Origin of the sequence: Marinomonas algicola (assembly GCF_014805825.1) — a bacterium.
Lineage (GTDB): Bacteria > Pseudomonadota > Gammaproteobacteria > Pseudomonadales > Marinomonadaceae > Marinomonas > Marinomonas algicola.
Window position 1 is genome coordinate 3,054,934 of sequence record NZ_CP061941.1, and the last position, 20,426, is coordinate 3,075,359.

Genomic DNA, 20,426 nt, shown 5'->3' on the forward strand with positions numbered 1-20,426 from the left:
AGATAAAAACTCTTATTTTTTATTAATAAAAGGTATATTACCTTATCTAATTAATCTTAACTCCGAACTGGACTCAACAAAATGGACATGAGCTTAACCTACATAGCCCTTCTTTTAGGCACCGGTTTTGTAGCAGGTATTATAAACACTTTAGCAGGCGGTGGCTCTAACCTTACTCTACCGGCATTAATGGTAATGGGAATGCCGGCAGATATTGCCAATGCCACCAATCGGGTTGGCGTACTTTTACAATCTGTCGCGGGTATAGTCGGCTTTAAGAAAGCCAAAAAAATAGATACATCAGACATTGTCCCTGTTCTAATCCCCACGCTAATTGGGGGTGTCGTTGGAAGCATTATCGCTTCATTCGCACCACCTGAGTTACTAAAACCACTATTGCTGTCTGCCATGATAGGCATGACGATTATCATGCTACTTAAGCCTGGTATCATATCACCGCCTCCAGGTACCATTCCTCATAAAATAAATAAGAAACCAAGCGCATGGATTGCCCTTTTTATTGCTGGTGTTTATGGCGGATTTGTTCAAGCAGGCGTAGGTTTTATTTTAATAGGGGCACTTGCAGGAACATTAAGATATGACCTAGTCAGGACAAACGCATTGAAGATGGTTTGTACCTGTGCATTTACGACACTAGCCGTCGGTGTTTTTATTTGGAACGATCAAATTTTGTGGGCGCCAGGCTTAACCTTAAGCATTGGTACCGTTTTAGGCTCACACCTAGCGGTGAAGTTTGCGATCAAAGCCGATCCTAAAACGCTGAAGTGGTTCTTATTTATTATGACCTTGTGTGGCAGTGCGGCCGCCCTATTATCAGACTAACCTCTTAGAGGGCACAATTAGGGTCTTTAGGTCTTTAGGTCTTTAGGTCTTTAGGTCTTTAGGTCTTTAGGTCTTTAGGTCTTTAGGTCTTTAGGTCTTTAGGTCTTTAGGTCTTTAGGTCTTTAGGTCTTTAGGTCTTTAGGTCTTTAGGTCTTTAGGTCTTTAGGTCTTTAGGTCTTTAGGATATCTATGTATTTCCATAAAAAAAGGCATAAAAAAAGACGACATATGCCGTCTTTTTTAAAAGATCAAACCGCTCTGGGACTAACCAGAAACGTATTCCTTATAAAGGAGTTACGTTTTGCGCTTCTGGACCTTTTTTACCTTGAGCTACTTGAAACTCAACTTTTTGACCTTCAGCTAAGGTTTTGAAACCGTTAGAGTTGATCGCAGAAAAGTGAACAAAAACATCAGGGCCTTTATCTTGAGTGATAAAACCGAAACCTTTAGTTTCGTTGAAAAATTTAACTGTACCAGTTACTACTTCAGACATATCTTGTATCCTGTATATATATTTAAATCTCACAATAGAATTCATTTCCAATGTGAGGCAGTGCTAAAAAACTCGGTATTACTTATGACTGACAGGACTGAGTATTACTGAAGTAATAGCCGTAACTCTGGACATAAATATTGCCAACTCTTTATAACGACTTCATTGTATCCTGCTATTTTATTAGGGTCAATCATATAATGACTTTATTTTAAAAAAAGCACCAAATAAAAATAAAACCATTATAAATCAATAAATTAGATTAAACATCACATCCAAAAAAGGATCGAGACAGAGCTAAAATAATGAAAAATCAAATATAAAATGACAATGTATGACTTCACCTCTTCTTTTTAAAAGAAGAAATTAACGCGTATATCACTCAAACAAACTACACTCAACACATATAAGCCACGCCCCGCATCAACATTCACTTAGGCGGGGCGCAACAAAGTGGTAAGATTCCTTAATCATGCAAATACGTCAAACGCCCATAAAAAGGATAGTCGATATGAAGGTTGCGGTATTTTCTAGTAAGACCTATGACAAACAAACACTCACACATGAGAATGCTTATGCCAATATAGAGCTGGATTTTTTTGAAAGTAGATTGAGCACTGAAACCGTTGCTCTAACAAAAGGATTTGATGCCATATCTTGCTTTGTAAATGATCAAATTGACAAGTATGTTTTACAGCAGCTTTCTGCTAATGGCATCAAAGCCATCGCTCTCAGGTGTGCAGGTTACAATAATGTCGATATAAAAACCGCTATCGATTTAGACATATCTGTCTATCACGTACCTGACTACAGTCCAGAGTCTGTAGCTGAGCATGCCGTCGCTCTTATCATGACATTAAATCGAAAAACTCATAGGGCATTTCATAGAGTCAAAGAAGGTAATTTTTCCCTAGAAGGATTGATGGGGTTTAATTTATCAAATAAAACAGTAGGCTGTATTGGGACCGGTAGAATTGGCCAAGCCTTCTCAAAAATTATGATCGGCTTTGGCTGTCGTGTTTTATGCCATGATATTAGACCAAGTCAAATGCTCATTGATTTGGGATGCGAATATGTTGACTTAGCTTCACTTTATGAACAATCCGATATCATCAGCCTTCACTGCCCTTTAACCAATGAGACCAATCATCTAATAAACAAAGATAGCTTGGAGCAAATGCGCAAAGGTGTCATGATTATTAACACCAGCCGCGGAGCCCTAGTAAACGCCCAAGAGGCAATCGATGCGCTTTATTCAGAAAAAATTGGTTACCTAGGTTTAGATGTTTATGAACAAGAAGGCACCCTATTTTTTGAAGATATGTCAGGCACTATAATCCAAGACAGCGTCTTCCAACTTATGTTAACGTTCCCTAATGTTGTTGTGACAGGGCATCAGGGTTACTTTACAGATACCGCTTTATCACACATAGCACAAACGACCTTAGAAAATCTTTATCAGCACGAACACAGCATACAAAGCAGCAGAATCCTAACTCAAAGCAACTAACCAACACCTATTTGATGAAAAAAAATAATTCTTTATGAAAATAACATTAAGACAATTACAGATTTTCGAAGCCGTTGTACATACAGGCTCAGTGACGGCCGCGGCCGATTTAGTTGCTATCAGCCAACCAGCTGCAAGCCAAGCATTGAGAGAGCTTGAGGCGCTTCTCGGCAGACCTTTATTTAGAAGACACGGGAAACGCCTACAAATAACGCCTCAAGCTAGGGACCTTTTACCTCAAGCTAGAGCCGTTTTGAGTCAGATAGAACAGATTGAGAGTATGGGTGATTCTGGAGAGTTAAGTGGATCACTACAATTAGCATCGAGTGTCAGTGTTGGTAACTACTTACTTCCAAGGCAAATGGCTGAATTTAAAGAAAAACATCCAAATATCCGTTTCAATTTAGAAATTGGTAATACACAAAGTGTTATTCATCAACTTCTAACAGGCAAAGCAGAAGTTGGTTTTATTGAAGGTTATTGCCAACATGCAGAACTGCTTGTTGATACTTGGCTTCAAGATGAAATGGTTGTATTTGGCTCAGCTCTACTGGATGGACCAGACACACTATCATGGGACGACCTATCAAAAGCAAACTGGGTCATGCGAGAAGCGGGCTCGGGCACACGAAACATATTGGAACAGGCAATTGGGGCGAATGTGCCACAATTAAATATCAGCCTATCGCTCGCCCATATGGAAGCCGTTAAGCAGGCCGTAATTTATAAAATGGGGCTAGGATGCCTCTCAAAACTCGCATTAAAACAAGAACTAGACGCTGGCTTAATTAGGATATTTAACACACCGTTAAAACTGAACAGAAACCTTTTGATCGTAACGCCAAAAGGGTCTACTTTGACGCAAAACGCTCAGAAATTTGTGGAGCAATGCCAAGAAGTACAGCTTTCCACCTTAATCAATTAAAATGAGCACTATTTGTCTTCGGGATATTGAGGTAAATCATCATTTATCTCATACCAACTAGGCTTGGAAGAGACATATATATGGTATTCAGGAGGTAAATTTGGGTCGCCATCAATGATGGATAAAGGAATATCTAAATGACTTGGGTAATCTTTATTGTAGTAATAAAGGTTACTTCCACAGGCTTTGCAAAAGCCTCTTTTCACTTTTTCGGAAGATTCAAAACAACGTATTTTCTTTTTCCCAGATAACCATTCGACATCACTTTTTAAAATAGCACCATAAGCGACACTACTGGCTCCGTGACTTTTACGGCATTGACCACAATGGCAATAGGACGCACTAATAAAAGGAGATTTTATTTCCATTTGAACAAGGCCACATAAACACGACGCTTTCATACTAATATACACTTTCTAATCAAATACGATTGAATAAAACAGACTTGTTCGACTTTAACACAAACCAGTAAGACATCTCCATATAAGAGCAATCGCTTTCAAACGCAATTTACCGCTTTCTGATTGAGGTTTTGATATTTATCTGTAAAATAAATTCACTAGAAAAATACAACGAAATTAAAATATAAAACGTATGAATATTAATAGAATCGACCTTAACTTACTAATCTATTTAGACGTCTTACTACGAGAGTGCAATGTTACGCGCTCTGCAAGCAAGTTGAACATAACCCAACCGGCCATGAGTAATGGGCTGAAGCGCCTAAGAGACCTACTCGGCGACCCATTGTTAGTACGCACTAGTGAAGGTATGAAGCCAACTGAAAAAGCCCTTAGGCTGCAACCCATTGTGCGACGGGTTTTATTAGAGTTAGAAGAGGCGCTACAACCTGCCGCGGATTTTAACGCAAAAACCAGTACCAGAGTGTTTCGCATTATGGCCAGCGATTATGCAACCTCAACCGTCATTCCTTTATTATTAAATCGCCTTAGAGAAAATGCACCAGGAATAACGCTGGATATTATGACACCAAGTGATGTCACCTTTCATGATGTCGAGGCTGGAAAAATAGACATGGCGATTAATCGCTTTGAAGAACTGCCTCAATCTTTTCATGAAAAAAGCGTATGGATGGATTCATTTGTTTGTTTAATGAGTGTTCATAATTTAGTGCGGCATAATTTTGATTTAGATAATTACCTTGCATCACAACACATTTGGGTCAGTAAAACAGGGTTTGGAGTAGGCGTTGGGATGGACCCTACTGACGTTCAAAAATTAGGATGGGTAGATGAAGCCCTTCAGACCATTGACAAAAAACGCAGTATTCGTGTGTTTACTCGAAGCTATCATACAGCCATGCATTTATCTCTTGAACAAGATTTGATCGCGACCTTACCCCGCAAAGTGGCCATGATTAATAAGAACAATCCTGACCTTGTGATTTTAGAGCCTCCTTTTGAAATCCCGCTTATTGAACTGAAAATGATCTGGAGCCCATTATTGCATCACGACGCAAGCCATATATGGTTTAGACAGCAGGTCAACGAACTTGCAAAAGAATTTCAGCTACAGAACAACTACTAGATAGACAAATAGAAGAGCAACGACTAGATAGACAAATAGACTTTTTATAACGTCACAGTTTTAGGTATAAAAAAACCGCTGATTTCAAGGCGAAACCAGCGGTTTTAGACATCATGAAATAATTACAGCTTATCACCGCTTTCAGATAGGTAAGACGCTACACCTTCCGGTGTATTTACCATACCTTTATCACCTTTATTCCAGCCAGCAGGACATACTTGACCGTTCTCTTCGAAGAATTGTAACGCTTCAACCACACGAACCAATTCATCCATATTACGACCAATCGGCTCATCATTAACAACTTGAGAGCGAACAATGCCTTTTTGGTCAATTACAAAAGAAGCTCGCATTGCAACGCCAGCAGGGTAATAAGAGTCACCACCCTCAGATTCAATACCGTATGCTTTCGCAATAGCATGATCCATATCGGCCGCTAGTGTGTACTCAACAGCACCGATACCACCTTCATTAACTGGCGTATTTCTCCAAGCATTATGTGTAAAATGAGAGTCAATTGAAACACCAATCACTTCCACACCAAGCTTACGAAATTGTTCCATACGATGAGACATGGCAATAATTTCAGAAGGACAAACAAAAGTGAAATCCAGTGGATAGAAGAAAACAACGGCGTATTTTCCTTTAATTGTTGCTGACAAGTTAAAAGAATCAACAATTTGACCGTCTGCTAAAACAGCTGGAACAGTGAAATCAGGTGCTTGCTTACCAACTAATATTGTCATTCTAAGAGATCTCCATAATTAATTAAAATTCATTTACTAAATAGAATATTGCCAAAACATTATATCGTTAAACTTAAGGTTCTATGCGATTGATAATATTAATAACGGCAATAAAATTTATCTATCATGGGCTATGTTATTCGGCACTTGATGCCACAGTTTCTTCGATTAGCGTTTTCAATTCGCCATTCGATGCCATTTCAACAACAATATCACATCCTCCCACTAATTCACCTTTCACCCACAACTGAGGGAATGTCGGCCAATTAGCAAATTTCGGCAGTTCAGCGCGAATATCTGGATTTTCTAGAATATTAACGAAAGCAAAACGCTCACCACAAGTCATAAGAGCTTGTACAGTTTGAGCGGAAAAACCGCATTGAGGCGCTCGTGGAGTACCTTTCATGTATAAAAGGATAGGATTGCCGTCAATTTGTTCTTTAATTGTATCAAGTGTACTCACGTTAAAACCTCTTGTTTCATAATTAGAATCATTTATGCCCTAGACACGATTAAGCATGCCAAAAATACGCCGTGTATTTAATAAGGCTTTACGGGTGTTTATATGGGTTCTAAAAATAGAATACAAGGCCTATATCCTATTTAGAGTGAGTTTCTAGCCTTTACTAACTCTGTTCAGTGTATTACATTGGCCGATTCCTTTTTAAATTAATATCTACAGGAGTAGCCTCACGTGTCCCCAAGGCATTTTTTAACGCTAATGGATCTTTCTTCCGACGAACTGAAGCAGATTTTAAATCGTGCCTCTGAATTAAAAAAAATACATCGTGACGGAACTCAATATCAACCTTTAAAAAATCGTGTTCTAGCGATGATTTTTGAAAAGTCTTCAACTCGAACGAGGGTTTCTTTTGAAGCGGGTATGGCGCAATTTGGCGGTCATGCTATTTTCCTATCCCCTAGAGATACGCAACTAGGCCGTGGGGAACCGATAGAAGACAGCGCGAAAGTCATTTCTAGTATGGTTGATGCTGTGATGATCCGTACATTTGATCACGCCAGCATTGAAACTTTTGCTAAGCATTCCTCGGTACCTGTGATTAACGCTTTAACTGACGATTTCCACCCATGTCAACTACTGGCTGATATGCAGACATATCAAGAACATAGGGGGGATATAGACGGTAAAAAAGTGGTTTGGGTTGGTGATGGAAACAACATGTGTCATTCCTACATTAATGCGGCCGAGCTATTGAACTTCAATTTAGTTGTTGCCTGTCCAAACGGATATGAACCAAATGCACAGCTTGTCGAGAAATTTGCGCATCGCGTGACGGTATTAAACCATGCACAAGAAGCCGTTAAAGAGGCCGATCTTATCGTTACCGATGTATTTGCATCAATGGGTCAAGAAGACGAACAAGAAAAGCGCTTAAAAGATTTCCAATCATTCCAAGTAAATCAAGAGCTGATGTCTCTAGCCAATAAAGATGCGTTATTTATGCATTGTCTACCTGCACACAGGGGAGAAGAAGTAACGGCAGAAGTAATTGATCATCCCGACTCTGTTGTTTGGGATGAAGCAGAGAATCGATTGCATGCGCAAAAAGCCTTACTTGAATTCCTTCTTTGTTAAGCATCTTGCGTTCATACAAGAACGATAAGAAAACCAATTAACCATCATAATAAGAATGTTATGGTGGTTATTTTTAATGCTCTCTTTGCATAAGATCAAATCAGTATGAGCCTCATTGAAGTTAGACATCTAAAAACATTAACCGCCCTGAGAGAAACTGGCAGTCTCGTCGAAGCCGCCGATAGAGTCCATTTAACTCAATCCGCACTGTCTCATCAATTAAAAGATTTAGAAGAAAAACTTGGCTGTCAGCTATTTATACGTAAGACCAAACCCGTTCGCTTTACCAGCGCGGGACTAAGATTATTGCAATTAGCTGACGATGTAATACCTTCATTTAGAAGTGCTCAGAGAGACATTCAACGCTTTGCGGAAGGTGAAAGCGGAAGGTTACATATTGCCATTGAGTGCCATAGTTGCTACGAATGGCTAATGCCTACGATTGATCACTTCAGAGAACACTGGCCAGATGTAGAGCTTGATCTATCAACTGCATTTAGCTTTATGCCGCTCCCTGCATTAGCTCGTGGCGATTTAGACCTGGTTGTCACGTCTGACCCTGTAGATATCCCCAACATCGAGTATGTTCCACTTTTTCAATATGAATCTCAGGTTGCACTTTCTCGACATCACAAACTTTCCACTAAAGAGTATATTGAACCTCAGGACCTTGAAAATGAAACCCTTATCACCTATCCCATTGAAGCGGAAAGATTAGATATTTTCAGGAATTTTTTAGACCCGGCGGGCATACGCCCTGCCAAAATTAGACACTGTGAATTAACATTAATGATGATGCAGCTTGTCGCAAGTGGCAGAGGTGTATGCTGCTTACCCAATTGGGCGCTTACGGAATACACCAATAGACAATATGTTATTACTAAATCGCTTGGTGAAGAAGGCATTTGGTGTAAATTGTACCTTGCCATTCGTAAGGATCAAAGAGACAGCTCTTACATACAGGACTTAATTAGCACGGCGTCTCAAACCTGTTTCAAAAACTTAAAAGGCATTTTATCACCAGACTTATGATGGCCACTTTTAGCTAACATCCTTTTTATGGTAGTTTTTTGACCAAATAAAACTAAATTTTGCCCCTCCCAAAGAACTACCATCAATGAGCACTGCACCGCCGTGCCAAAAAGCAATTTTTTGCACGATCGCCAATCCCAGTCCATACCCACCAGAAGCTCGAGTACGACTGTTATCTAAACGCTGGAAAGGTATAAAAACTTTATCTCTGTCCTCAAATGCAATACCAGGGCCGTCATCCTCGATATCTATTTTGCAAGACACATCATCACAATCAAAACTAATTTTCAGTTTGCTTTTCGCGTATTTTGAGGCATTCAAAATAAGGTTTTGTAATGCTCTATGGAGATGATGAGCATCAGCTAAGACTAGGCTTTGTTTAGGGTCAATTTCAATTTCTATGTCAAAATTGGACAACAGAGACTCATTATTTTCTACAATTGAAGAGATAACGTCATCTATATCCACTTTTGTAAAATGCAGCGTCAACCCACCTTCTTCTAACTTCCCATAGGTTAACACTTCGTCCACCAGAGTGTTCAACTCTTCAACATCACCCTCAAGCCCATCAATAGCTGGGAGGTTATTGTCGTTTACGTCATCTTTTAGTGATTCAAGTCCAAACCTCAAACGTGCAATGGGGGTTCTTAGTTCATGGGATATCGCATTAATCATGTCCCTTTGCACCCTAAGTAAGCGCTGTATGTGTAAAGACATAGAATCAAAGGAGCCAGCCAATTCCTCTAACGTCCCGTCATCAGAAAGATTCTTTGGAACTTCTGCATTCCCCTTCGCTATCTCTCTTGTAAAGTCTCTAAAAGTCTTTCTTTTTTGCTCTAAACTTAATAGACCTTTCCAGATGAGCACTAACATCAGCAGAATAGTAACACCAATAATATTAGTCATCAGCAGTATGATGTTTTCTGAAATGTGGACAGGTATCGCAATCTTCAACGAAGGGGTTCCCTTTTGAACCCAGATAAATGCACTGTTCCCTAAGTCAGAGTGAAAAGCAGACAAACCGATGGGTGATCCAGAAGAGTTATCGTTATATTCAGCCGTAATACAAGGTAAGGAATTAAGTAATTTTTTTCGATCAATCTGACTGAACTTAGGCGACTCTAAAAATGACTTTAACAATCCTTCGATTAGATACATGTCGGAAGTGTGGGAAAATATGGCCGAGAAAATAACCTCTTTATTATCAGTGTAGAAGTAAAACCTATCTTCGCGTAAAAGGTCAATATCAGACAAGTTTCGCTCTACTATGCTGACAATCTGATCCGCCGTAAAAGGTGAGGAAACATTCGATGTATCCCACTTAAAACGAGACAGGGAAGTGTCTCTCCCTATCATGACATTAAGAGCACTTATCCCTAAATCTGCACACATTAAACTTTTTGAATGAGAAAGCATGTGATTTGATTGAGCTCGGTATAAAGAGACAAGACTAAAAATCAACAGAACCAAGCCACCTAAGATAAAACTTAGGTAGAGTTGCCAACTGCTTCGAGCCATTTTAGAGGCTAAAGCCGTAAGGTTAAACCTCTTTGACAAAAAGATAACCTTTGCTACGAATGGTTTTAATTTTTCTTGGGTGAACAGGGTCATCGCCTATTTTCGAACGAATCCTAGAGATTCGAACATCAACAGATCTATCTTGTCCATCGTACTCTATTCCACGCAATTGACCAAAGATCTCTTCTCGACTTAAAATCTGCCCGGCATTACTAGCAAGCAACCACAAAAGATCAAACTCAGCACTCGTTAGATCGATCTCTTCTCCAGTTACCCATGCTTCCCGTCTAGAATTATCAATTTCCAAAGGTCCAAAGGTTAACACGCTACTCGCTTTCGCCGACATTGAAGAAATAGAAGAAAAGTCAACATCTTGAGTACTTCGCCTCAGCAGAGATTGAATACGAGCTAGGAGAACTCTTGGCTTCACAGGCTTTGCGACGTAATCATCCGCCCCAATTTCAAGACCCAGAATTTGGTCCACATCATCACTTCTTGCTGTAAGCATTAAGATCGGCGATTGATACTCTTCTCTCACACTACGACATACAGTAAAACCATCGGCGCCAGGTAACATTAAGTCAAGAATGACCAATGAGGGCTTTGTTTCAATAATACGACTGATGGCACGACGACCATCTGACTCAATCTCAACAACAAAGCCATTTTTTTGTAGATATTCTTTGGTGAGTAGCGCTAAACGCTCATCATCTTCCACTATTAGGATGGTTTGAGAGCCAGTACTTGTCATTTAATATCCTCTTTATGAGCCTTTTAAAATGAACGGATGAAATTAAGGCTGATTAGTTGAAATAAATTCTTTCATTTTAAGCACTCGATTACGATTTACATCCATATCTGAATAACCAACACGTGAGGCAGAGCGAACATGAAGTACGCTGTCTGCCTCTGGCCAGTAAAGTTCGACATCATCGACAAAACCAAAGAAAGAGCTTTTTATTTCAACATAAAAGTAACCAAGCTCACTCGTTACTATATGAGCATTACCTTGGTCTAAAAAGTATTTCTCTAACAATAGCTGCATTTCAAGGTGAGGCTGTTTATAGATTATGGGTTCAACGTAATGCACTTCATCAGACTCAGGAGATTGAGAAGAAACACAATTAGGCGATTCTGAACATGGCAAAAATACGCCATCCGTTACACCTAAATTTTCTGGTCTATCGTTATTTAAATTAATATAAAATAAAAAGCCAACAAACAACGCAACAATAAACACTAGAACCCGACTAAACATGTACTACTCACCTCCAACACACGCCGTTACGCTTTACATTATCGAAATGTACGCTTTCCTGACTTTTTAGGCTTAAACTCTGGTTTATCAGACGTCTGCCAATCAAACCCTTTAGGACGCTTTTTACCACCTGTTTTAGAATTTTGACGTTTGGCGTCTTTTTTATCTTGAACTGTTTTGGCAGAAATGGGTTTCTGAGGTAAGTTAACCAAAGAGCATAGTCCATTGACTTCCATTTCGTCCATTTCAACAAAACGACCTACTTTTGCTTTTGATGGTAAAAATACCGGACCAAATCTTACACGTTTTAATCGATTAACTTTTGCGCCTTGTGATTCCCACATACGACGTACTTCTCGATTTCGGCCTTCCATCAAACACACATAAAACCAACGGTTAATACCTTCACCACCACCATCAACAATATCTGTAAATTTGGCCATGCCATCTTCAAGAAAAACACCTTTTTTAAGGTTCTTGATGTTTTCATCGGTAATTTCCCCCATCACTCGAACTAGATACTCTCGATCTATCTCAGTTGAAGGGTGCATTAGCCTGTTCGCCAGTTCACCGTCCGTCGTAAATAAAAGTAAACCAGAGGTATTAATATCTAATCGACCAACAGCGATCCAACGCTCACCACGTAATTTCGGTAAGCTATCAAAAATAGTTGGACGCCCTTCAGGGTCTTTCCGTGTACACACCTCACCCTCAGGCTTATTATAAATAAGCACTCGACGGCTTTCACCTGCTTCCGATACTTTTACCGGATACCCATCCATTAAAATTTCATCTGAAACTTTTACACGATCGCCTAATTTAGCAACGTCACCGTTGACTTGTACACGACCTTCACGAATTCGCGTTTCCATCTCACGACGAGAACCTTGACCAGCTCGTGCTAATACTTTTTGTAACTTTTCGTCCATTACGACCTCTTTATGGGAATGCTTCTCAGCAACCCGTTTTATGACTTAAATACATGCTATGCAGCATAATAGAAGCATTATAATCTGCAATCTATGTCTTTACACCCCTCATTTATAAATATACTAAACTCATATAACAAGTCAGCCATTTAAATACCTACAAAAAGAATAATTAAAAGACGAATCACACCATTTACAGTCCATGATAACGATATACTAAGGCCTTAAGGTTTTTATTCTGATCTTTTTCTGGAAAACCTAAAGCGCTCTCAAGTCGGTACTCAAAATTAAAGCCATCGCCTGCATGTTCTGTAATCAATTCCATAAACTTCTTTTCTGTTAAATCAGGACTATTGGCACACAAGAGTAAAGTCGCCTTATTGCTGACAATATCAGAAAGACGGCGTAATATTTTTTGATAATCTTTTGTTAATTCGAAACTGCCTTTTTGAAAGCTTGGGGGATCAATAATAATTAACTCAAAAGGCCCTAATTTTTTAAGCTTGCCAAAGGACTTAAGAATATCATGGGGAAAAAAACGTACGTTCTCATCAAAACCATTCAATTTATGATTTACTTTCCCTTGCGCTAAAACCCCTTTATTCATATCCATATTAACAACGGAAGTGGCTCCCCCATGCATCGCCGCCAAAGAGAAGCCACAGGTATAGGAGAAAAGATTAAGTACTTTTTTATGTTTAGATTGAGAAACAACAAATGATCGTCCATTACGCATATCAGGAAAAATGCCTGTATTCTGATGCGTCAACAAATCAACTTGGTAAGAAAGCCCCAATTCAACAACAATATGAGGACTGGGCAACGTACCATAGAATACTCGACTACTGGTTTCTCTTCCCGCTCTCTGTTGATACACAAGACCGGTTATAAAATCGGCATAAACAGATGCTTTATTCCATACTTGATGAACGAGCCTCTCGAGCTCATCGGTTTCAATCTCTTGATAAGAAGTCAAAAACAAGAATGGCGGATAAAAATCTAAATTGATGTGTTCTAAAGAGGGAAAACAATGCCCTCTTCCATGAAAAATACGCCTCAATTCATTTTCAGAAACATCGGCCTGCTCAATAGCGTCTAATATAGGGGAATAAGAAATCACATTTATCCTACTTTTTCCAACATCGATTTACGGCTCTGTTTGAGATACTAATAAGTACAATAAAAGGTGCAGAGCACAAACTTGCTCAAAGAAAGCGAATAAATCCGTTTAATGCCGCCATAACCAAGACTAACAACAAAAGCCCAGCTTAAAATATACCAATCTAATTAGCGGTTTAATAAAATTGCCACATTACTGAAAGGGTGAAGGATCACCCGCTCCAACACGAACAATTTCAATGTCATCCGTATCCATTTTTACTACGGTTGTTGGTTCCATGCCGCAATAACCACCATCAATAACGAGATCTAGAGCATGCTCCAGCGTATCTCTTATATCGTAAGGATCTGTCATGGGCATAGTTTCACCGGGAAGTATGAGAGATGAGCTCATAATAGGCTCACCTAACTCAGCCAACAATGCCTGTACTATTTTGTTATCAGGCACTCGGATACCTATTGTTTTACGCTTCGGATGCAATAAACGCCTAGGAACTTCAGAGGTGGCATTAAAAATAAAAGTATATGGCCCTGGCGTATTGTGTTTTAACAAACGATATAACGCATTATCAAAACGAGCATACGTTGAAATCTCTGAAAGATCACTGCACACCAAAGTAAAGTTGTGCTTATCGTCAAGTCGACGAATTGCACGAATTCTGTCTAACGCCGATTTATCTCCTAAATGACAACCTAATGAATACCCGCAGTCTGTTGGATAAACAATGACGCCACCTTTACGTATCACTTCAGCCGCCTGCTTAATCAAGCGTACTTGTGGGTTTTCAGTGTGTATTTGGAAAAACTGACTCATTTCATACTCCAGCAGCCTGATAGAACTCACATTCTCGCTGCAAAACAATTAGTAATATATTCAACAATAACAAAACCTTGCTACCAATCTTGCCAAACGGTTCCAATTCTCGCCTCATCAAAAGGAGTGAATTTTCCGACCTGACACCAAGGGCCATACGGTCCATGAAAATCACTGCCTACCGACGCTTTAATCTTATGTTCTTTAATAAGACCTTCCAATAGGCGAACACTTTCGGGTTTATCGTTACCTGAAGAAACCTCTAAAGAAGTACCTCCATATTGAACAAAGTCGAAAATCAGTTTCTTCAACTTTGTAACGGTGATCGGATAACGTTTTGGGTGCGCTAATACAAGCTCCATCCCATGACCGTTTAATACGGACAAAACAGACTCTAAATCAGGCCATACGTCCCTCAACTGACCTAAGCGTTTATTACCTAAATAGCGATCGAAGGCTTTATTTACGTCTTTGACAAGGTTTTGATCTACCATTACACGAGCAAAATGTGGACGACCGATCTGACTGGTGCCAGCTTCTTGCATAGCGTTATCAAATAAATCGGGTAAACCTTGCTTCATCAGCAAGAGCGCTATTTTTTTTGCTCTATCAATACGAATTTTTTGATTGGCATCTAATACCTCAAGAAGTGCAGAGTTATCTTCGGAAAAATTTAATGCAACCAAATGAATCGGTATACCTTTCCATAAAGTAGAAATTTCTACACCAGTAACCAGTTTAATATTATGTACCTTAGCCGCCTCTCTTGCTTCACCTAACCCAGCAATCGTGTCATGATCTGTCAGCGAGAATAGCTCTATATTTTGCTCGGAAGCTAAAGATAAAAGTGCTTTTGGCGTGAGTGCCCCATCGGAAAAAGTCGAGTGACTATGAAAGTCAATTCTGCGGTGTAGTTGAGAATCGTTAATTCTCCCCTGTTCATTAATGTCTTTGATCGTTATCATGCCTACAGCATACATAATTTGGTTTTTATATGAAAATTTTATTCGATTTTTTACCCATTATTATCTTCTTTGGCGTCTATAAATACTCAGGAGATATCATTATAGCGACGGCGGTCCTGATTCCTGCAACCATAATTCAAGTTGCCTATAGCTGGATCAAAACACGAACGATTGAGAAGATGCACATCGTCTCTCTGGTATTGGTCATCCTTTTAGGCGGTGCTACCGTTCTGTTAGGGGATGGCGATTTTATCAAATGGAAACCAACCATTGTTAACGGCCTTTTCGCTCTTGCTTTTTTTGGTAGCCAATTCATTGGTAACAAAAACATCATTCAAAGAATGATGGGGGATAAAATAGAATTACCGTTTAAAGTGTGGCGTACTCTGAATCTTGCGTGGGTAGGTTTTTTTATTGTATCCGCCATAGCAAATCTCTATGTTGCCTTTCAATTTAGTGAAGAGGTATGGGTAAACTTTAAACTATTTGGTTTGCTTGGTATGACTCTTGTTTTTATTATTCTACAAGGCATTTATTTGTCATCTCACTTACAAAATAAGGAGTAAATTCTATGCTGTATTCCATCGTTGGAGAAGATCACCCAAATAGTTTGGCGGACCGAGCCAAATCTCGTGCCGCTCACTTGGAGCGACTGCACACCTTACAAAGTGGTGGCAAGCTCATTCTTGCAGGACCAAACCCTATGATCGATAGTAATGATCCAGGAGAGGCCGGATTTAGTGGCAGTATTATTATAGCCGAGTTCGACTCTTTAGAGGCCGCTCAAGCATGGGCTAGTGAAGACCCATACTTGGCAGCAGGCGTATACAAAAATGTGACAGTAAAACCCTTTAAACAAGTCTTACCGGCTTAAATTGAGTAAAGATTACTTATAATTTTCAGGTGTCTATTTCTTATCAAGATGACCAAGATCTCTTTGAGGGTCAATAAGATCTCTTAACCTTTTCTTAAGAGTCTTGGCATCTGGAAAGCCATCCTCTTCTTTACGACACCAAATTTCAGTATTATTTGCTCTTACTTTGAAAACACCGCCTTGAACTGGAATTAATTTAACACTCTTAATGTCATCATCAAACGTACTTAATAACTCCTGTGATAACCAAGCGGCGCGAAGCATCCATCGACAAAGGGTGCAATATTCAATTTCTACATCAACCGTTCTCATGACAATACCCATACAATTAACAACAAAACCTTCTAATTAAAACACTTGGCTCGCACCAATGAACCCCCTAATATTAGTGACAATTTTAAAATAAGGAAGCAAATTATGATAAAACACGTTATTTCAGCCCTAGCGATCGCCACAGTCTCTCTGACGGCCGCGGCTACCGAAGTGAACATTGTTACTAATCAAGGAACAATAACGGTTAATTTAAATGAAGACGCGGCACCAAAAACTGTCACAAATTTTTTGCGTTATGTGGATGATGGGTTTTACAGTAACACTATTTTTCATAGAGTAATGCCTGGCTTTATGGTTCAAGGTGGTGGGTTCACACCAACGCTTGAGAGAAAAGACACGTATAAAGCGGTTGCCTATGAAGGCGATAATAATCTTTATAACGATAGAGGCACTATTTCTATGGCCCGCACTCAAGACCCAAACAGCGCAACGTCTCAGTTTTTTATCAATCATATCGATAACGCCTTTTTGAATCACAGTGCCAGAGGTTACGGTTATACCGTTTTTGGTAAGGTAACAGCGGGAATGGATGTAGTAGATAAAATTGCAAAAATACCGACTCAAACAGTTGGGCCCTATCAAAACGTACCGACCAAAAATGTCATTATAGAAAAAGTAGTACGTACTGATGGTCTATAAACTGTCCTCCCCAGAATTAACATGGCAGGATAATGGCGCACCAAATTCTAGACAATTTGGTGATATCTATTTTGATACACAATCGGGAATTGAAGAAACTGACTATGTGTTTATCCAACAAAACAACTTAACAGAACGCTGGAAAAATCTACCAGGATCCTGTTTCACTATTGCAGAAACAGGCTTCGGAACGGGATTAAATTTTTTATGTGCATGGGATGCTTGGCTTAAATCAGGCCCTCTAGATGCAACACTGCATTTCCTGTCAGTTGAAAAATACCCTCTCTCTGTAGATATGTTGAAAACGGCACTAAAAATGTGGCCAGAGCTTTCTGCGTTAAGCGATGAGCTAATCGCTAATTATCCTGTCATTTGTCATGGGCTTCACCGAATTTCATTAAATCAAGGAAAGGTCCAACTCACTCTTTGGTTTGGTGAAGCCTCTGAGGGATTCGCTACATTGAATGCACATGTAGATGCTTGGTTCCTTGATGGATTCGCCCCCAGCAAAAATCCTGAAATGTGGTCCGAATCATTATTTAAAGAAATTTTAAGGCTAAGCGATACCGGCACAACGCTCTCAACCTTTACGGCCGCTGGTATTGTAAGAAGAGGGCTCCAGTCAACAGGCTTTGCCATAAAGAAAGTGAAAGGCTTCGGCCAAAAAAGAGAAATGCTCAAGGGTATTTTAGAAAAGCAACCAGACTCATTTCATCAAAGAATGTCAGAAGGTTTACCTTGGCTCAGTGTTCGATCGAATACTCCTCCCCCCAAAAAAGTACTCATTATTGGAGCAGGACTTGCAGGCTCTCATTGCGCTTGGCAATTGGCCTCTAGAGGCATTTTAGTTGATGTCTGGGAAGAAAAAAAAGAGATCGCTGACGGGGCGTCTGGTAACCCTCAAGGTATGATTTACCCTAAACTGGCTAGTCACGATACGCCATTAAACCGTTTTTATCTTGCAGGTTATCTCTATACTAATCGGTTTTTAAAATCGATAGATTCAACCAATACCTTTTGGAATGATTGTGGGTTAATTCAGAAGCCAATTACCGATCTTGAATCAAATAGATTCAAAAAAATAATAGCGGATGAAATATACCCTCAAGACGTTTTACGGCAAAATAAAAATAATAATGAGTTGTTTTTGCCACTTTCTGGATGGGTTAAACCCAAAGATCTATGCAAACACTTACTTGATCATAGCAAAATACAATTACATTTAAATAAGCCATTAAAAAAACTTGAGTCGCTGGGTAACCAGTCATGGAAAGTTTACTCAAATGAGTCAATAGAAGAATTTTCTCATGTTATTTTATGTCAAGCGTACGACAGTGGGCTTGCTGATACATTTCTTGACTTACCCAGAAAGGCCATAAGGGGGCAAGTGTCATCGCTTCCCCTAAATGAAGATGTCCTTCTAGACAAGGTCATTTGTCACGAAGGTTATGTGTCTCCTCCTATTGATGAGAAAGGGAGTAAACACCTTCACTTTGGCTCTACGTACAGTCTTAACGACACCGATGAAAATGTGAGGTTTACAGACCACCAGAAAAACCTTCAAAAGCTAGAAAAACTGATCCCAAACCAAAATTGGCAAAATAAAGCGAACGACTGCGCTGGTAGAGTGTCTTTCCGCTGCACCGCACCGGACTACACCCCCATTGTTGGACCAATCTTTGAGCAAGAGACATTGAACGAATGTTATGCCAAACTCAGCAAGAACGCGAAGTGGAAGTCAGATAAAACAGCCCAACCGTTAAGTGGCCTTTTTATCAATATATGTCATGGATCAAAAGGCTTAGTTTCTACACCACTGAGTGCCTGTTATTTAACCAGCTTGATTTTAAATGAGGCCTCGCCTTTTGAAAGACAAATCGAGAGAGCATTGCACCCTGCTCGCTTTACGATAAGAAGATTGAAACGCCGTTAATTAATAAGACTAGTAAAATAATACGCACTGAAGCATTACTAGTCTTATTTTTAGGATGTCTGTTTCTATTTCATACCGCTTTACATGGCACCCTTACTAAACAACGCACAAGCACTTGGAATCAGATCGGTTAAATTACTTGCCGTTTGAGTACGAAGAACAATGGATTCAAGATTTGGAGACAAGTTTTCAAGTTTCCCCTTAAGCCGTAAAACACTCGGGTTGATCGGCTCATATGGGTAGATATGGTCCTGCATACTAAGTTTATGCAACTCATCTAGTTCTTCTTGTAATAACGACCTCATGGCAAAGAATAAATCTTTGTTATTAATATCATTGGTTTCCCAATACGCATCAGCAAAAGCACTGTTTAACTCGTAAAATACATGCAATGCATCGGCAACTGTTTTGGTAGTCATAGTCTCTCCAGAAAATGAGGGCACTTTGTTTGCGTTTGCCCTTGTTTTGTTTCATGCTAACCCATAAATTACATTTTACCTCAGAATTAACATTGGTGAACAGATTGAGTAATGCAATGCACAATACCGTGACACCAGGCAACTTATGGTCGTCTTTACATTCAGAAGCAAAGAAACTCGCACAAGGTGAACCTATATTAGCAAGTTTTTTTAATACAACAATCCTTAGACACGAAAGCTTACAATCTGCGATCAGTTTCTTGCTAGCAAATAAGCTCGACAGCGCTTCAATTCCCGCGATGGTATTACGCGAAGTATTTGAAGAAGCCATGGCCGATAAAAGTTCGAATATTGTGTCTCTTATTGAACAAGATATTTTAGCTATAAAAGAACGTGACGCCGCGTGTGAGTGCCTAACAACACCCTTCTTATTTTTTAAAGGGTTCCATGCGTTACAAAGCCACCGCATCGCCAACTGGCTATGGAAGCAAAAACGAGAAAGCCTTGCTCTTTTCATGCAAAGTCAAGTATCTATGGCATTCAGTGTCGATATTCACCCAGCGGCAAAAATTGGCGGAGGAGTGATGCTTGATCACGGCACAGGACTGGTTGTTGGTGAGACTTGTGTTATCGACGACAATGTTTCTATTTTACAGTCTGTTACCCTCGGAGGCACAGGTAAGGAACACGGGGATCGACACCCTAAAATACGCAGCGGCGTGTTAATTGGCGCTGGTGCAAAAATCCTTGGAAACATTGAAGTAGGTGAAGGCGCGAAAATTGGTGCGGGTAGTGTCGTTATTGAAGCCGTTGAAGCACATACAACTGTAGCGGGAGTACCCGCTAAAGTTGTTGGCCGAAATACAGAAAAAGAACCATCTAGAATAATGGATCACAATATAAATCATTGTGTTCAGAGAAAAAGTTAATA

The 20,426-nt window shown here is 39.7% G+C and carries 24 protein-coding genes; 11 read left to right on the forward strand and 13 right to left on the reverse strand.

The window, feature by feature from the left end; genetic code table 11:
* Positions 1-81 precede the first annotated feature (81 nt).
* Complete coding sequence (locus tag IEZ33_RS13965) at positions 82-843, forward strand: sulfite exporter TauE/SafE family protein (protein ID WP_191600643.1); 762 nt, start codon at positions 82-84, stop codon at positions 841-843.
* A gap of 283 nt (positions 844-1,126) precedes the next feature.
* Here the strand turns inward: IEZ33_RS13965 and IEZ33_RS13970 are convergent, their stop codons facing one another.
* A complete protein-coding gene (locus IEZ33_RS13970; RefSeq protein ID WP_191600644.1) occupies positions 1,127-1,336 on the reverse strand; it encodes a cold-shock protein in 210 nt (69 codons plus the stop codon).
* Positions 1,337-1,847: 511 nt separating this feature from the next.
* On the opposite strand from IEZ33_RS13970, the gene IEZ33_RS13975 reads away from it, so the two are divergent.
* Both IEZ33_RS13975 and IEZ33_RS13980 read left to right on the forward strand, forming a co-directional pair.
* Positions 1,848-2,846 (forward strand): 2-hydroxyacid dehydrogenase, encoded by a 999-nt coding sequence (locus tag IEZ33_RS13975; protein WP_191600645.1) that lies wholly within the window; start codon positions 1,848-1,850, stop codon positions 2,844-2,846.
* Between the two features lie 34 nt (positions 2,847-2,880).
* Positions 2,881-3,771 (forward strand): LysR substrate-binding domain-containing protein, encoded by an 891-nt coding sequence (locus IEZ33_RS13980; protein ID WP_191600646.1) that lies wholly within the window; start codon positions 2,881-2,883, stop codon positions 3,769-3,771.
* Between the two features lie 8 nt (positions 3,772-3,779).
* On the opposite strand, the gene IEZ33_RS13985 is transcribed toward IEZ33_RS13980, so the two are convergent.
* The gene (locus tag IEZ33_RS13985) at positions 3,780-4,172 is read right to left on the reverse strand and encodes a GFA family protein (protein WP_191600647.1); all 393 of its coding nucleotides are present in this window, start codon (positions 4,170-4,172) and stop codon (positions 3,780-3,782) included.
* Between the two features lie 193 nt (positions 4,173-4,365).
* Here IEZ33_RS13985 and IEZ33_RS13990 point away from each other — a divergent pair, with 193 nt between their 5' ends.
* A complete protein-coding gene (locus tag IEZ33_RS13990; protein ID WP_191600648.1) occupies positions 4,366-5,319 on the forward strand; it encodes a LysR family transcriptional regulator in 954 nt (317 codons plus the stop codon).
* A 122-nt stretch (positions 5,320-5,441) separates the two neighbouring features.
* Here the strand turns inward: IEZ33_RS13990 and IEZ33_RS13995 are convergent, their stop codons facing one another.
* Both IEZ33_RS13995 and grxD read right to left on the reverse strand, forming a co-directional pair.
* On the reverse strand, positions 5,442-6,065 hold the full coding sequence (locus IEZ33_RS13995; protein WP_191600649.1) for a peroxiredoxin: 624 nt from the start codon (positions 6,063-6,065) through the stop codon (positions 5,442-5,444).
* Between the two features lie 136 nt (positions 6,066-6,201).
* Complete coding sequence (grxD, locus tag IEZ33_RS14000; RefSeq protein ID WP_191600650.1) at positions 6,202-6,528, reverse strand: Grx4 family monothiol glutaredoxin; 327 nt, start codon at positions 6,526-6,528, stop codon at positions 6,202-6,204.
* Between the two features lie 231 nt (positions 6,529-6,759).
* Between grxD and argF the strand changes: the two genes are divergently transcribed.
* On the forward strand, positions 6,760-7,662 hold the full coding sequence (gene argF / locus IEZ33_RS14005; RefSeq protein ID WP_191600651.1) for an ornithine carbamoyltransferase: 903 nt from the start codon (positions 6,760-6,762) through the stop codon (positions 7,660-7,662).
* 105 nt (positions 7,663-7,767) lie between these two features.
* Positions 7,768-8,694, forward strand: a complete 927-nt coding sequence (locus IEZ33_RS14010; RefSeq protein WP_191600652.1) for a LysR family transcriptional regulator — start codon at positions 7,768-7,770, stop codon at positions 8,692-8,694.
* A gap of 9 nt (positions 8,695-8,703) precedes the next feature.
* Here IEZ33_RS14010 and IEZ33_RS14015 read toward each other — a convergent pair whose 3' ends face one another.
* From IEZ33_RS14015 to IEZ33_RS14045, 7 genes are all read right to left on the reverse strand, one after another.
* Complete coding sequence (locus IEZ33_RS14015) at positions 8,704-10,251, reverse strand: ATP-binding protein (protein ID WP_240009541.1); 1,548 nt, start codon at positions 10,249-10,251, stop codon at positions 8,704-8,706.
* The gene (locus tag IEZ33_RS14020) at positions 10,235-10,963 is read right to left on the reverse strand and encodes a response regulator (RefSeq protein WP_191600653.1); all 729 of its coding nucleotides are present in this window, start codon (positions 10,961-10,963) and stop codon (positions 10,235-10,237) included. Before IEZ33_RS14020 ends, IEZ33_RS14015 begins: the two co-directional genes overlap by 17 nt.
* A gap of 42 nt (positions 10,964-11,005) precedes the next feature.
* Positions 11,006-11,470 carry a DUF1499 domain-containing protein gene (locus tag IEZ33_RS14025; protein WP_191600654.1) on the reverse strand — a complete coding sequence of 155 codons (465 nt, stop codon included), beginning with the start codon at positions 11,468-11,470 and terminating at the stop codon, positions 11,006-11,008.
* A 38-nt stretch (positions 11,471-11,508) separates the two neighbouring features.
* Positions 11,509-12,399 (reverse strand): 23S rRNA pseudouridine(2605) synthase RluB, encoded by an 891-nt coding sequence (rluB, locus tag IEZ33_RS14030; protein ID WP_191600655.1) that lies wholly within the window; start codon positions 12,397-12,399, stop codon positions 11,509-11,511.
* Between the two features lie 193 nt (positions 12,400-12,592).
* Positions 12,593-13,519, reverse strand: a complete 927-nt coding sequence (locus tag IEZ33_RS14035) for a class I SAM-dependent methyltransferase (protein ID WP_191600656.1) — start codon at positions 13,517-13,519, stop codon at positions 12,593-12,595.
* 192 nt (positions 13,520-13,711) lie between these two features.
* Positions 13,712-14,332, reverse strand: coding sequence for an L-threonylcarbamoyladenylate synthase (locus IEZ33_RS14040; RefSeq protein ID WP_191600657.1), 621 nt, complete (start codon positions 14,330-14,332; stop codon positions 13,712-13,714).
* Between the two features lie 80 nt (positions 14,333-14,412).
* On the reverse strand, positions 14,413-15,297 hold the full coding sequence (locus tag IEZ33_RS14045) for a PHP domain-containing protein (RefSeq protein ID WP_240009542.1): 885 nt from the start codon (positions 15,295-15,297) through the stop codon (positions 14,413-14,415).
* A gap of 29 nt (positions 15,298-15,326) precedes the next feature.
* On the opposite strand from IEZ33_RS14045, the gene IEZ33_RS14050 reads away from it, so the two are divergent.
* Together IEZ33_RS14050 and IEZ33_RS14055 are read left to right on the forward strand one after the other, a co-directional pair.
* The gene (locus IEZ33_RS14050) at positions 15,327-15,863 is read left to right on the forward strand and encodes a septation protein A (RefSeq protein WP_191600658.1); all 537 of its coding nucleotides are present in this window, start codon (positions 15,327-15,329) and stop codon (positions 15,861-15,863) included.
* 5 nt (positions 15,864-15,868) lie between these two features.
* On the forward strand, positions 15,869-16,171 hold the full coding sequence (locus tag IEZ33_RS14055) for a YciI family protein (RefSeq protein ID WP_191600659.1): 303 nt from the start codon (positions 15,869-15,871) through the stop codon (positions 16,169-16,171).
* 33 nt (positions 16,172-16,204) lie between these two features.
* Here IEZ33_RS14055 and IEZ33_RS14060 read toward each other — a convergent pair whose 3' ends face one another.
* Positions 16,205-16,483 carry an Rdx family protein gene (locus tag IEZ33_RS14060; protein ID WP_191600660.1) on the reverse strand — a complete coding sequence of 93 codons (279 nt, stop codon included), beginning with the start codon at positions 16,481-16,483 and terminating at the stop codon, positions 16,205-16,207.
* Positions 16,484-16,588: 105 nt separating this feature from the next.
* Between IEZ33_RS14060 and IEZ33_RS14065 the strand changes: the two genes are divergently transcribed.
* Positions 16,589-17,143: a peptidylprolyl isomerase gene (locus IEZ33_RS14065; protein WP_191600661.1), complete on the forward strand. Its 555-nt coding sequence runs from the start codon at positions 16,589-16,591 to the stop codon at positions 17,141-17,143.
* Positions 17,133-19,076: a bifunctional tRNA (5-methylaminomethyl-2-thiouridine)(34)-methyltransferase MnmC2/FAD-dependent 5-carboxymethylaminomethyl-2-thiouridine(34) oxidoreductase MnmC1 gene (mnmC, locus tag IEZ33_RS14070; protein ID WP_191600662.1), complete on the forward strand. Its 1,944-nt coding sequence runs from the start codon at positions 17,133-17,135 to the stop codon at positions 19,074-19,076. Before IEZ33_RS14065 ends, mnmC begins: the two co-directional genes overlap by 11 nt.
* Before the next feature lie 80 nt (positions 19,077-19,156).
* On the opposite strand, the gene IEZ33_RS14075 is transcribed toward mnmC, so the two are convergent.
* On the reverse strand, positions 19,157-19,495 hold the full coding sequence (locus IEZ33_RS14075) for a hypothetical protein (RefSeq protein WP_191600663.1): 339 nt from the start codon (positions 19,493-19,495) through the stop codon (positions 19,157-19,159).
* Between the two features lie 116 nt (positions 19,496-19,611).
* Here IEZ33_RS14075 and cysE point away from each other — a divergent pair, with 116 nt between their 5' ends.
* Positions 19,612-20,424 carry a serine O-acetyltransferase gene (gene cysE / locus IEZ33_RS14080; RefSeq protein WP_191603653.1) on the forward strand — a complete coding sequence of 271 codons (813 nt, stop codon included), beginning with the start codon at positions 19,612-19,614 and terminating at the stop codon, positions 20,422-20,424.
* Positions 20,425-20,426 lie beyond the last annotated feature (2 nt).